The sequence below is a fragment of the Pseudomonas sp. 15A4 genome (assembly GCF_016925575.1).
Taxonomy (GTDB): Bacteria; Pseudomonadota; Gammaproteobacteria; order Pseudomonadales; family Pseudomonadaceae; genus Aquipseudomonas.
Genome location: NZ_CP068986.1, coordinates 4425744 through 4439321, shown reverse-complemented (window position 1 = coordinate 4439321; position 13578 = coordinate 4425744). Strand labels below are relative to the sequence as shown.

The 13578-nt window shown below is 61.5% G+C and carries 9 protein-coding genes and 3 pseudogenes; 6 read left to right on the top strand and 6 right to left on the bottom strand.

Translation table 11 applies throughout. The features are described 5' to 3' along the window. The first annotated feature begins 3 nt into the window (after positions 1-3). From leuD to JN403_RS19530, 4 genes and pseudogenes are all read left to right on the top strand, one after another. Positions 4-642, top strand: coding sequence for a 3-isopropylmalate dehydratase small subunit (leuD, locus tag JN403_RS19545; RefSeq protein WP_074885036.1), 639 nt, complete (start codon positions 4-6; stop codon positions 640-642). A gap of 162 nt (positions 643-804) precedes the next feature. Continuing rightward, positions 805-1887, top strand: coding sequence for a 3-isopropylmalate dehydrogenase (gene leuB / locus JN403_RS19540; protein ID WP_205483911.1), 1083 nt, complete (start codon positions 805-807; stop codon positions 1885-1887). A gap of 81 nt (positions 1888-1968) precedes the next feature. Further along, a pseudogene (asd, locus tag JN403_RS19535) lies at positions 1969-3080 on the top strand (aspartate-semialdehyde dehydrogenase). Positions 3081-3391: 311 nt separating this feature from the next. After that, positions 3392-3769, top strand: a complete 378-nt coding sequence (locus JN403_RS19530; RefSeq protein ID WP_122538696.1) for a response regulator — start codon at positions 3392-3394, stop codon at positions 3767-3769. A 62-nt stretch (positions 3770-3831) separates the two neighbouring features. Here JN403_RS19530 and JN403_RS19525 read toward each other — a convergent pair. Then, positions 3832-5861 (bottom strand): annotated as a pseudogene (locus JN403_RS19525) (response regulator). Next, complete coding sequence (locus JN403_RS19520; protein ID WP_205483908.1) at positions 5858-7342, bottom strand: ATPase domain-containing protein; 1485 nt, start codon at positions 7340-7342, stop codon at positions 5858-5860. Before JN403_RS19520 ends, JN403_RS19525 begins: the two are co-directional and overlap by 4 nt. Positions 7343-7625: 283 nt before the next feature. Between JN403_RS19520 and JN403_RS19515 the strand changes: the two genes are divergently transcribed. Further along, positions 7626-8438 (top strand): crotonase/enoyl-CoA hydratase family protein, encoded by an 813-nt coding sequence (locus tag JN403_RS19515; RefSeq protein WP_205483905.1) that lies wholly within the window; start codon positions 7626-7628, stop codon positions 8436-8438. Between the two features lie 89 nt (positions 8439-8527). Then, entirely contained in the window at positions 8528-9382 is an 855-nt protein-coding gene (gene nudC, locus JN403_RS19510; RefSeq protein WP_205483903.1) for an NAD(+) diphosphatase, read from the top strand. On the opposite strand, the gene JN403_RS19505 is transcribed toward nudC, so the two are convergent. The 4 genes and pseudogenes from JN403_RS19505 to JN403_RS19490 all read right to left on the bottom strand — a co-directional run bounded on the left by JN403_RS19505 (position 9344) and on the right by JN403_RS19490 (position 13520). Beyond that, positions 9344-10117: a TSUP family transporter gene (locus JN403_RS19505; protein WP_205483900.1), complete on the bottom strand. Its 774-nt coding sequence runs from the start codon at positions 10115-10117 to the stop codon at positions 9344-9346. The genes nudC and JN403_RS19505 overlap by 39 nt on opposite strands. A gap of 278 nt (positions 10118-10395) precedes the next feature. After that, on the bottom strand, positions 10396-11535 hold the full coding sequence (locus JN403_RS19500) for a Gfo/Idh/MocA family oxidoreductase (protein WP_205483897.1): 1140 nt from the start codon (positions 11533-11535) through the stop codon (positions 10396-10398). A 126-nt stretch (positions 11536-11661) separates the two neighbouring features. Continuing rightward, positions 11662-12429, bottom strand: a complete 768-nt coding sequence (locus tag JN403_RS19495) for an SDR family oxidoreductase (RefSeq protein WP_065991408.1) — start codon at positions 12427-12429, stop codon at positions 11662-11664. Between the two features lie 24 nt (positions 12430-12453). Further along, positions 12454-13520: pseudogene (locus JN403_RS19490) on the bottom strand (phosphotransferase family protein). Between the last annotated feature and the right edge of the window lie 58 nt (positions 13521-13578).

Sequence of the window (13578 nt, the reverse complement as noted above, 5' to 3'; positions counted from 1 at the left end):
CGTATGAAGCCTTTTACCCAACACACCGGTCTGGTCGCTCCGCTGGATCGCGCCAACGTCGACACCGATCAGATCATCCCCAAGCAGTTCCTGAAGTCGATCCGCCGGACCGGCTTTGGCCCGAACCTGTTTGACGAGTGGCGCTACCTCGACGTAGGTCAGCCGTATCAGGACAACAGCAAGCGTCCGCTGAACCCGGACTTCGTGCTCAACGCCGAGCGTTACCAGGGCGCCAGCGTTTTGCTGGCCCGGGAAAACTTCGGCTGCGGCTCAAGTCGCGAACACGCCCCGTGGGCGCTGGAAGAGTACGGCTTTCGCAGCATCATCGCGCCGAGCTACGCGGACATCTTCTTCAACAACAGCTTCAAGAACGGCTTGCTGCCGATCATCCTGAGCGAAAGCGAGGTCGATGAGCTGTTCAAGGTGGTCGAAGCCACACCGGGCTACCAGTTGAGCGTGGATCTGGAAGCGCAGACCGTGACCCGTGAAGATGGCAAGGTGTACCGCTTTGAGATCGATGCCTTCCGCAAGCACTGCCTGCTCAACGGCCTGGACGATATCGGCCTGACCCTGGTGGACGGCGAGGCGATTGCAGCGTTCGAGAGCAAGCATCGGGCTTCGCAGCCGTGGCTGTTTCGCTGAGGGGCAATTATCAGCTTCAAGCTTCAAGCTTCAAGCTTCAAGCTTCAAGCGGCAAGTTGACCGCGGTGTGACTGCTGGTTCTTGCAGCTTACCGCTTGGAGCTTGCCGCTCCCGAGTTGGCACTATCTACCGGCTCGACGCATATTCTGAAACGAGGGTTTTATGAGCAAGCAGATTCTGATTCTCCCAGGTGATGGCATCGGTCCGGAAATCATGGCCGAGGCGGTCAAGGTGCTGGAGCTGGCCAGTCAGAAATACCAGCTGGGTTTCGAACTGAGCCACGACGTCATCGGCGGCGCGGCCATCGACAAGCACGGCGTGCCGCTGGCAGATGAGACCCTTGAGCTTGCCCGCTCCGTTGACGCCGTATTGCTCGGCGCCGTCGGCGGCCCGAAATGGGACGCCATCGAGCGCGACATTCGTCCGGAGCGCGGCTTGCTGAAGATCCGCTCGCAATTGGGCCTGTTCGCCAACCTGCGTCCGGCGATTCTTTACCCGCAGCTGGCCGATGCGTCGAGCCTGAAGCCCGAGATCGTGGCGGGCCTGGACATCCTCATCGTCCGCGAGCTGACCGGTGGCATCTATTTCGGTGCTCCCCGTGGCACCCGCGAACTGGAAAACGGCGAGCGTCAGTCCTACGACACGTTGCCCTACAGCGAAAGCGAGATTCGCCGTATTGCCCGCGTCGGCTTTGACATGGCCCGCGTGCGCGGCAAGAAACTCTGCTCGGTCGACAAAGCCAACGTGCTGGCGTCCAGTCAGTTGTGGCGCGAAATCGTCGAGCAGGTGGCCAAGGATTACCCGGACGTCGAACTCAGCCACATGTACGTCGACAACGCTGCCATGCAGCTGGTCCGCGCACCGAAGCAATTCGACGTGATCGTCACCGACAACATGTTCGGCGACATCCTTTCCGACGAAGCCTCCATGCTCACCGGTTCCATCGGCATGCTGCCATCGGCATCCCTGGATTCGAACAACAAGGGCATGTACGAGCCTTGCCACGGTTCGGCGCCGGATATCGCCGGCAAGGGCGTGGCCAACCCGCTGGCAACGATTCTGTCGGTGTCGATGATGTTGCGTTACAGCTTCAGCGAGCACACAGCCGCCGACGCCATCGAGAAAGCCGTGAGCGGGGTGCTGGATCAGGGTTTGCGCACCGGCGACATCTGGTCTGAAGGCAATGCCCGGGTCGGTACGCAGGAAATGGGCGACGCCGTAGTCGCCGCGCTGCGCAATCTGTAATATCTCGGGCCCACGACTGTCAGGTTGAGCCCGTTGGCTCTCTGCGGTCGGGGCCCCACTTTTAATTAAGGTGTAGTTGCGATGAAACGTGTAGGTCTGGTCGGTTGGCGCGGGATGGTCGGTTCCGTGCTCATGCAGCGCATGCTGGAAGAGCAGGATTTCGATCTCATTGAGCCGGTTTTTTCACCACCTCCAACGTCGGCGGCCAAGGCCCGTCCGTGGGCAAGGATGTCGCGCCGCTCAAAGATGCCTACAGCATCGACGAGCTCAAGACCCTGGACGTGGTGCTGACCTGCCAGGGCGGCGACTACACCAGCGAAGTATTCCCCAAGCTACGTGAAGCGGGCTGGCAGGGTTACTGGATCGACGCGGCGTCCTCCCTGCGCATGCAGGACGATGCGGTGATCATCCTTGACCCGGTCAACCGCAAGGTCATCGACCAGCAGCTGGATGCCGGCACCAAGAACTACATCGGCGGCAACTGCACCGTCAGCCTGATGCTGATGGGCCTGGGCGGGCTGTTCGAGGCCGGTCTGGTGGAGTGGATGAACGTCATGACGTATCAGGCGGCTTCTGGCGCCGGTGCGCAGAACATGCGTGAGCTGATCAAGCAGATGGGCGCGATCAATGCCTCGGTCGCCGACGAACTGGCGAACCCTGCCAGCGCGATTCTGGACATCGACCGCAAGGTGGCTGAGGCGATGCGCGGCGAGGGCTTTCCGACCGAGAACTTCGGCGTGCCCCTGGCGGGCAGTCTGATTCCGTGGATCGACAAGGAGCTGCCGAACGGTCAGAGCCGCGAGGAGTGGAAAGGGCAGGCGGAGACGAACAAGATTCTGGGCCGTTTCAAGAGCCCGATTCCGGTCGACGGCATTTGCGTGCGCATCGGTGCGATGCGGTGCCACAGCCAGGCGCTGACCATCAAGCTGAACAAGGATGTACCGATTGCGGACATCGAAGGGATGATCAGTCAGCACAACCCGTGGGTGAAGCTGGTCCCGAACAACCGCGAAGCGAGCATTCAAGAGCTGAGCCCGACGTCGGTGACCGGGACCTTGAATATCCCGGTAGGGCGTTTGCGCAAGTTGAACATGGGGTCGCAGTATCTGGGCGCGTTCACCGTGGGTGACCAGTTGTTGTGGGGTGCGGCCGAGCCGTTGCGTCGGATGTTGCGCATTCTGCTCGAGCGTTGATTTTGCGGTGACTGCAGCTCTTCCTCGCGGCAGAGCTGCATCGCCTTCGACGAGTTGCTTTCAAAACTGCTGCACAGCGCTTCGGCTGGTATGGCGATTTCCTGCCCAGCGCGGCCTGTAACGATGCGATGGCAACAGCCCTGTTGAATCGCAAGATGCCCTTTGAATCCATCTGCCACAGATCCTTCGGCGGTCAGGCCGCCCCATCGTCAGCCCCCCACAGGCCCTCATCAAATAACTGATGATCTGCGCAACCTCCGGCGCGGCCCATGGTCGTATTGGCAGCTATCTATAAGATCAAAGGCGTTCAAATGAGCTCTGATGCAGAAAATGTCGTACTCATCGTCGAAGACGAGCCGCTCATTCTGATGCTGCTGTCCGATTACCTCTCGGGCGAAGGCTATCGGGTGTTGCAGGCGGAGAACGGGGAGCAGGCATTCGAAATTCTTGCCACCAAACCCCACCTCGATCTGATGATCACCGATTACCGCCTGCCGGGCGGGGTGTCTGGCGTGATGATCGCTGAGCCCGCCGTCAAGCTGCGACCGGAGCTCAAGGTGATCTTCATCAGTGGCTACCCGGCAGAGATCGTGGATTGTGGTAGCCCGATCACCAAAAAGGCGCCGATCCTGGCCAAGCCGTTCACCATGGAAACGCTGCATTTGCAGATCCAGACCCTGCTCAACTGAGCCTGCCTCAACAAACAACAAAGCCGGCAATCGCCGGCTTGTGTGTCTAAACCCGTCCTGCTTCAGATCTCGATCATCTCCCGCACCTTGGCCGTCAGTTGGTCAAAGGCAAACGGCTTGGTGATCATCTGCATCCCTTCCTCGAGAAAGCCCGAGCGGGCACTGGCGTTTTCCGCGTAGCCGGTGATGAACAGCACTTTCAGGTCAGCCCGCAGCTGTCGGCCGATGTCCGCCAATTGGCGTCCATTCATGCCGGGCAGGCCGACATCGCTGATCATGAGGTCGATACGCTGGCTCGATTCCAGAATCGGAATCGCCCCGACCGCATCACCGGCCTCCACGTACGCATAACCCAGTTCGCTCAGCACCTGGCTGACCAGCGCGCGCACGGCCGGATCGTCTTCAACCAGCAGAATGGTTTCGCCCTCACGGGCCTGGGGTGTGTCGTTGGGAAGGGCGGGGGCCTCCTGCTGTTCGGCGCCCTGATAACGGGGCAGGAACAGCTGCACCGTGGTGCCATCGCCCACTTGGCTCTCGATCGCGACATGACCGTGTGACTGCTTGCTGAAGCCGTAGATCATCGACAAACCGAGGCCGGTACCCTGGCCGATCGGTTTGGTGGTGAAAAACGGATCGAACGCCCGGCTGATGACGTTCTCCGGCATCCCGCAGCCTGTGTCGCGCACGCTGAGCACCACGTAGTCGCCCGGCAGCAGGTTCTCGTAGGCGTTGGTGAACTCGCGGTCGAGGTGGCGGTTGAACGTCTCGATCATCAGCATGCCGCCGTCTGGCATGGCGTCGCGGGCGTTGAGCACCAGGTTGAGCAGAGCGCTTTCCAGCTGGTTCGGGTCGGCCTCGGCGGTCCACAGTTCCGGATCAAGGCACATGTCGAGGCGGATGCTCTCATTAACGCTGCGATTCAGCAGTTCGCCCATGGAGTTGACCAAGTCGTTCATCAGGACCGGCTTGGGGTCGAGCGACTGGCGCCGCGAGAAGGCCAGCAGGCGATGGGTCAGGGCAGCGGCGCGGTTGGCCGACGTCACACCGAGGTCGATCAGGCCATCGAGATCGTCGGTGCGACCCCGTGCCAGACGCCGCCTCAGCAGCTCGAGGCTGCCGATGATCCCGGTCAGCATATTGTTGAAGTCGTGGGCGATACCGCCGGTCAGCTGGCCCACGGCTTCCATTTTCTGCGACTGACGCAGGACTTCTTCGTTATGACGCAACTGCGAGGTGCGTTCTTCGACTTGCTGCTCCAGCGTTTCGTTGAGGCGGCGCAGCTGGTGTTCCGCCAGCTTGCGCTCGGTGATGTCCGACGTCACACCGGAAAGCAGGCTGACGCGGCCGTTCTGCGCCCGAATCGCCCGTGCGCGAATATCGATCCAGTGCACCGACCCGTCCGGCCAGACGTTGCGAAATTCGATGATAAAGTCCGCGCCGCTGTCCAGGGTGTGCTGCAGAGCCGACTGCATGCGCGGCTGATCTTCGGCATGCACCGAACTCAGCCAGTCGTGGTAGGAGAGCGCGTCGCGCTCGGCCCTGCCAAAATGCGCCTTGGTGATGTCCGAGCACTCCAGCGCCAGAAATTCGGTGTCCAGCTGCCAGGAACCCAGGCGTCCAGCCTTCAGTGCATGCTGCAGCCGTTGTTCGCTTTCCAGCAGTTCTTCCAGGCGCGTGCGGGCTTCGTATTGTCGTCGACGGCCGCGCACGGCTGTGCTCACCAGACTGATAAGCGTCGCAGGATGAAACGGGCGCTCCAGAAATGTGACGTTGCCAAGCATTTTGCCCAAGTGGGCTGACGGATTCTGCTTCGGGCCTCCATGGTGGGTCAGCAACACGATGGGGAAGTCCGACCAGGCCGGCTGATGGGCCAGCAGCCTCAGCAGCGGGTTGATGTCCGCATTGCGCAGGGCCTCGTCGGCGATGATTGCCAGACCGGCACCGGCCATCAGCTCACTGCACAGCTGCGCAAGATCAGCCGTAATCATCGCCGGGTAGCCGGCTTCCTGCAGCATCGTCAACGCGATCTGGCTGTCCCGCCCGAGGGGGCCAGGATAATGGCCCGCTCCGATAGCTGTCCCGGCGTGCTCACGCGTCAGTGTCCCGCAGCAGCGGATGGTTCTCACCGTGATACTGAGGGATGCCACGCAATACGCCCTGAAAGGCTTCCAGCGGTTTGCCGATGGTCATGCCGGACGAACTGATGCGATATTCACGAATGGTTGACTCATGGGTGCCTGTGCGTTTTTTGATGACAGAGATGGCCCGACGGACCTGACCCAGCGCTTCGAAGTAACGCAGCAGGATCACCGAGTCGGCGAGGTAGGTGATGTCCACCGGGGTCTGCATGTCGCCGACCAGGCCGTGCTGGGCGACGGTCATGAACGTCGAGGCGCCATGACGGTTGAGGTAGAGCAGCAATTCGTGCACGTGCAGGACCAGCGCGTTCTCTTCAGGCATCGCGGCCTGATAGCCGTTCAGGCTGTCGATCACCACGGTCTGGATGCCCAGTTCGTCAACACAGCGGCGAACGCGGTGGGCAAATTCACCCGGCGACAGCTCGGCAGCGTCGACTTGCTCGATCAGCAGATTGCCGGTGTCCTCAAGTGCACGAAGATCAATGCCGAGGTTGCGCATCCGCGTGTGCAGCAGGCCCAGTTCTTCATCGAAAATAAACAGCGCTGCCTTCTCGCCGCGCGCTACTGCCGCCGCGGCAAATATCAGAGAAATCAGTGATTTGCCGGTGCCTGCAGGCCCCAGAATCACCGTGCTGGAGCCGCTGTCCAGTCCGCCCCCGAGCAGGGCGTCGATTTCCTTGATGCCGCTGCTGAGCTGTCGGCTGACATACCCGGCACGGTGCTCCGCCGCCACCAGGCGAGGGAATACCTGAATGCCGTTATCCATGATGTTGAAGTCGTGATAGCCCCCGCGGTATTTCTGGCCGCGGTACTTCACCACCCGCAGGCGGCGGCGCTCGGCGCCATAGGTCGGCGTCAGGCCTTCAAGGCGGATTACGCCATGGGCAACGCTGTGCACGGTTTTGTCCAGAGACTCGGTGGTGAGGTCGTCGAGCAGGACGACTGTCGTGTCGTAGCGCGCGAAGTAATGCTTGATCGCCAGGATCTGCCGGCGGTAACGCAACGAACTCTGCGCCAGCAGACGAATTTCCGAAAGGCTGTCGATGATCACCCGGGAAGGTTTGACCTTTTCCACAATTTCGAAAATCTGCTTGGTCGCCTCGCCCAGTTCAAGGTCCGAGGAGTACAGCAAACTCTGCTGATGGGCAGCGTTCAACAGGTCTTCAGGAGGCGTCAGCTCGAACACCGAAATGTTCTCGTCCAGCTCCCAGCCGTGGGAACGTGCGCCGTCGCGCAATTCGCGCTCGGTTTCAGACAACGTAATGTACAGACCCCGTTCGCCCGCTGCCGAACCCGCCAGCAGAAACTGCAGCGCGACGGTGGTCTTGCCGGTGCCGGGCTCTCCTTCCAGGAGAAACACGTGGCTGCGTGAAAGACCACCCGCGAGGATGTCGTCCAGGCCCACGATACCGGTTGCCGCTTTTGATGTAGTCAAGAATCGCCCTCTTGCGACCTGAGAAAGTGTCGGGCGCCAAAACAGATTCGGCTGCCCAGGCCGTCAGGGTCGTGAAAATCCGATCCCATATCGCCAACACTCTGGACCGTTACCGGGTAAGACCGTTCAGTTTATTACTGGCCGATCAGTGGCATTTGCTGGTGTTTTCGCCGTAATCGCCGTCCGGCAAATGGCGGAACCGTGGCCTGCGAGCGCACATACTGACTTGCTATGATCCGGCGTCAAGGAATAAACCTCGTCTGCCCCCGGAAGGATCAACATCGTGTCTGACTACAGTGCGTTCAAGGTCGAACTGGCCGACCACATTGCCCATGTGCAAATCAATCGCCCGGAAAAAATCAACGCGATGAACGCGGCATTCTGGCAGGAGATCGTCGAGATATTCCGCTGGATCGAGGACACCGACGACGTCCGCGTGGTCGTGCTCAGTGGCGCCGGCAAGCACTTTTCAGCCGGCATTGACCTGACGATGCTCGCGTCGGTAGCCAACGAGCTGGGCAAGGATGTGGGCCGCAACGCTCGCCTGCTGAGGCGCAAGATCCTGCAGATGCAAGAATCCTTCAGCGTTGTCGACCGCTGCAGCAAACCGGTGCTCGCGGCCATTCAAGGTTATTGCATCGGCGGCGCCATCGATCTGGTCAGCGCCTGTGACATGCGCTATGGGGCGGACGATGCGCTGTTTTCCATTCGCGAGATCGACATGGGCATGGCGGCAGACGTTGGCACGTTGCAGCGGCTGCCGCGCTTGATCGGCGACGGCATGATGCGTGAAATGGCCTACACCGGCCGTAACGTCGGAGCCGAAGAAGCGCTGCGCATCGGCCTGGTCAACCGCACGTTCACCGACCTGCCGCAGCTGCTCGACGGCGTGTTCGCCATCGCCCGTGACATCGCAAGCAAATCACCCATCGCCATCAGCGGCAGCAAGCGCATGATCGGCTACATGCGCGATCACAGCGTGGACGACGGCCTCGAATACGTTGCCACTTGGAACGCTGCCATGTTGCAATCGGCCGACCTGAAGCTGGCGATGGTGGCTCACATGAGCAAACAAAAGCCGGTCTTCGACAATTGACTGACCTATTTGAATGCATAACTGCCTGCCGCTTCTGAGCGCTTCATCAAGCTGCAGACGGTCAGGTCGGTGATCAGAGGAGTTGAGGCATGACACGCCCGAAGCGTTGGACCACCGCCGTGCTTGATGTTCAGGCACCCGGCGGTTGGGCTGTGGTTCAGAGTGACCAGGGCTTTTTGAAGGACAGCAACGGCGTGCTGTTCCCGCGCGAGTGGCTGAAGCGGCAGGATTTGTCCTTGATGCACGAGCACGGCATTGGCCATTTTGACGGCGAGCCGGTGTACGTGCAGACACTTCGCGATGCGCAGGCGCTGGATGTAGAGGGTGCGCAGTGGCAAACCCTGCGCCAGTTCATGCTCGCCGACGACGCCGATGTGTTCCAGATGCTCGGCTACGCGGCGCAGATCAGCACCTGGGCCCGTGAACATCGTTATTGTGGCAGTTGCGGCCAGCCGGCCCGGCAGGTGACGGGGGAGCGGGCGATGTATTGCCCGCATTGCGATCTGCGTGCTTATCCGCGGATCTCGCCGAGCATGATCGTACTGATCACCCGCGGCGACGAAGTGCTGCTGGCGCGTTCACCGCGTTTCGTGACCGGGGTGTACAGCACGCTGGCCGGATTCGCCGAACCCGGAGAGTCGGCCGAGGACTGCGTGCGCCGTGAGGTGATGGAAGAGGTGCAGGTGAGGGTCAAGAACATCCAGTACAAGGGCAGCCAGTGCTGGCCGTTCCCGCACTCGATGATGCTCGGCTTTCACGCCGAATACGCCAGCGGCGAGATCGTGCCCCAGGCAGACGAAATCGAAGACGCGCAGTGGTTCAGCATCCACGACCTGCCGCCGTTGCCGGCCAGTCGCTCGATTGCGCGCTATCTGATCGATCTTTACCTTGCCCAGCGCTCAGGCTCAGTTGAACCAGTGTTGCCAGGCCAGGCGGACGGTTAACCCCAGCACCACGGTGATGAACACAGGGCGGATGAACTTGGCGCCGCCCTTGATCGCGGTTCTGGCGCCCATGAAGGCGCCGGCCATCACCGCCACGCCCATCGTCAATCCGATCACCCAGTCCACCGAGCCGTTGATGGCGAAGATCATCAGCGCAGCGGCGTTGCTGACGAAGTTCATGCTGCGTGCGACGCCGCTGGCTTTCACCAGATCCACCGGGTAGATCAGCAGCGTGCTGACGGTCCAGAACGCCCCGGTGCCGGGCCCGGCCACACCGTCGTAAAAGCCCAGCCCGAGGCCTTGGGGCAGCTGCCATTTGGTCTTGATCGGCGCGTTGCTGTCCAGCGGTGCTTTGGGCGTGCCGCCGAACAGCAGGTACAGCCCGCAGCCGAACACGATCACCGGGAGCATCTGATTCAGCAGCTCGGCAGGCAGATAATGTGCGACGACCGCGCCGATCAGCGCTCCCACCGCCGTACCGATCAACCCGCGTTTCCACTGCGCCGGGTGAAACAGCTTGCGGCGATAAAAGGTGTAGCTGGCGGTGGCCGAGCCGAAGGTCGAGCTGAGCTTGTTGGTGCCCAGCACCAGGTGCGGCGGCAGGCCGGCAGTGAGCAGGGCAGGCGTGGTCAACAGACCGCCGCCACCGGCGATGGCGTCGATGAAACCCGCGACAAAGGCGACGACAGCCAGCACCAGCAGGGTGGTGGGTTCAACGGTGAGTTCGAAAGGCATGGGAAGGCGCTTATCGGGCAGATGGGCAGAATGGCTGCCCGGAAGCGCAGCATTCTACCTGCAAGGCGGGCGGTGGAGTAGGACTGGCTTCTGCCGGGAAGAGGCCGGTGTGAACGCCCTCAATCTCGCGGTGTAGCACCTGACGCCTTCCCGGCTAAAGCCGGTCCCACTCACAGCGAGCGCGGTGTTTCAGGGGGTGCGCGCTCTTACTGTGGGACCGGCTTCAGCCGGGAAGAGGCCGGTTTGAACGCCCTCAATCCTGCGGCATGACACCTGGCTCAAATATCCGAAAGACTCACCCAGCGCATCTCCTTCGCCGCCACGCGAATCGCTGTGGCCAGGCGCTCGACTTCCATGGCTTCGGCAAAATCGGTCCCGTTTGAACCCTGCCCACCCAGCGCCTGAATCAGTTCGTGCACTTCCAGCGTCTTGAGCTCGTTGTACCCCAGCTGATGTCCCGGCGCCGGGCAGAAAGACGCATACCCCGGTTGCGCGGGCCCCGCCAGAATTCGCTGAAACCCGTCGCGTCCGGGGGATCCTGCCCGGTACAGCCGCAGCTCGTTCAAGCGTTCTTGATCAAACGACAGCGTGCCTTCGGTGCCGCCGATTTCGAAACTCAGATGATTTTTGTAGCCATGCTTGAGCCAACTGCTGCCGAACGTGCCCCGCGCGCCGTTGGCAAAGCGCAACAGCGCATAGGTCTGGTCATCGATGCTGATAGGCCGCCGTTCCTCACTGCCGTGGGTGGCCGGGCGTTGTTGGTGGACCGTTTGTGAATCCGCGCACACCGCGTCGACGTCGCCGAGCAGGTACCGCGCCATCGCCAGCAAATGACTGCCGAGGTCCGCCAGGGCGCCGCCGGCATGGGCCTCCTCACAGCGCCAGGACCAGGGCGACAGCCCATCGCCCATGAAGTCCTCGCTGAACTCCCCCTGAAAACTGACGATCCGCCCCAGCTCGCCGCTTTCGATCATCTGCTTCGCCAGCCCGATGATCGGATTGTGCTGGTAGTTGTAGCCCACCCTCGTCACGACGCCGGCCTTGCGCGCCGCCGCCTGCATTTCCCGCGCCTGTTCCAGACTCACTGCCAGCGGCTTCTCGCAGTACACCGCTTTGCCCGCTTCAAGAGCAGCCATCGCCATGGGGAAATGCAGCAGGTTCGGCGTGGTGATCGCTACCAGGTTGACCGCCGGGTCGCTGACCAACTGCTGCCAGTCGCCTTGACTGCGTTCGAACCCCCAACCGGTTGCGCACTGTTCCGCGCGCACAGCATCCGCATCGGCCAGCGCGACGAGCTTGAGGTTGAAGGGAAGATCGAAGGTGGTGCGTGCGTTGTGAAACGCCAGGGCATGAGCCCGACCCATGAAACCCGTGCCGATCAGGCCGACGCCCAGTTCTGGAAGAGAATTCCCGCGCATGACAGCGTGTCCTTTGAGACCTGTTGTTGTGCGGAAAATGTAGGCGGTTGGAGGTTCCTGATGGAATCTTTATTCCATCAGGAACACCTCAGTTTCACCTCAGCGGGTCAGGTGTGCTCAAGAGGCTCAGGACAGGAAACCGCCATCCACATTCAATGCCACGCCTGTCGTATAGCTCGACGCATCGCTGGCCAGGTACAGCACCGTCCCCGCCATTTCGCTCGGCGCCGCGACCCGCTTCAGGGGAATCTGCGCCAACGCGGTGTTGAGGATCTTCTCGTTGCTCACCAGCGCCGAGGCGAATTTGGTGTCGGTCAGGCCGGGCAGCAGGGCATTGCAGCGGATGCCGAACTGCGCGCACTCCTTGGCGAAGACCTTGGTCATGTTGATCACGGCCGCTTTGGTCACCGAATAGATGCCCTGATACACGCCCGGCGAGACGCCGTTGATCGAGGCCACATTGATGATGCTGCCGCCGCCGTGCTCGCGCATCAGCTTGCCGGCTTCCACCGACATGAAGAAATAGCCGCGGATGTTCACGTCAACGGTCTTCTGAAACGCGCCGAGGTCGGTGTCCAGCACGTTGCAGAACTGCGGGTTGGTGGCCGCGTTGTTCACCAGAATGTCCAGGCGGCCAAACTGCTCGCGGATCTGCGCGAACACGGCCGTGATCTGTTCCATTTCACCGATGTGGCAGGCAATGGCCGTCGCTTGACCGCCCTCGGCGATGATCGCATCTGCCACTTGCTGGCAGCCGTCGATCCGGCGGCTCGAAACGATGACATGGGCGCCTTGCTGGGCCAGCAGTTTGGCGATCGCCTCGCCGATGCCACGGCTGGCGCCCGAGACGAAAGCGATCTTGCCGTCGAGGTCGAACAGTTGGGTCTTGGACATGTTGTTTTCCTTGTCGTGTCGCAATCAGAGGCTGGAATGCTCAATCACTTGCAGGGCCATCCGCTCCAGCAGGGCGTTCATGTGAATGAACTGGGCGAAGCGCTTGTCCTGGGTCTGGCCGTGGAAGAAGCGGTAGTAGATCTGCTGGACGATGCCGGCCAGACGGAACAGCCCGTAGGTGTAGTAAAAGTCGAAATTGTCGATGGCAATGCCCGAGCGCTCGGCGTAGTACGCCACGAACTCATTGCGGGTGAGCATGCCCGGCGCATGGCTGGGCTGACGCCGCATCAGCTGCACTGGCGCCGGGTCGTCCGCCTGAATCCAGTACGCCAGGCTGTTGCCCAGGTCCATCAGCGGATCGCCCAGGGTTGTCAGCTCCCAGTCGAGCACGCCGATGATCTGCATCGGGTTGTCGGGGTCGAGGATCACATTGTCGAAGCGGTAATCGTTGTGCACCAGGCTGGAAACGGGGTGGTCCGCGGGCTTTTTCTCGTCCAGCCAGCGCGCGACCTTTTCCCAGCTCGGTGCGTCGGCGGTGCGCGCTTTCTCGTAGCGCTCGGTCCAGCCGCGAATCTGCCGCTCCACATAGCCCTGGGGTTTGCCCAGGTCGCCCAGCCCACAGGCGGTGTAATCCACCTGATGCAGCTCGACCAGCCGATCGATGAAGCTCTTGCACAGGGCTTCGGTTTGCGCGGCGTCGAGGTTCAGCTCGGCGGGCAACTCCGAGCGCAGGATGATGCCCTTGACCCGCTCCATCACATAGAACTCGGCACCGATGACGCTTTCGTCGGTGCAATGCAAGTACGCCTTGGGGCAATAAGGGAAGGCGTCCCGCAGCTGATTCAGGATGCGAAATTCGCGGCCCATGTCGTGGGCGCTTTTCGCCTTGTGGCCAAAGGCGGACGGCGCAGGACGAATTCCTGCTCCGGATACTTCAGCAGGTACGTCAGGTTCGACGCGCCACCGGGAAACTGGCTGATCTGCGCGCTGGCGCTCAGGCCGGGGATATGGGCTTTCAGGTAAGGGTCGATCAACGCAGCGTCGAGTTCTTCGCCGGATCGAACCTGGGTGGACTGGTCGGTGAGCGGCATGCTTATCCCTGCAGATTATTTTGGTTGGCCAGGATCATTGGCTAATCTAATGCGCCCC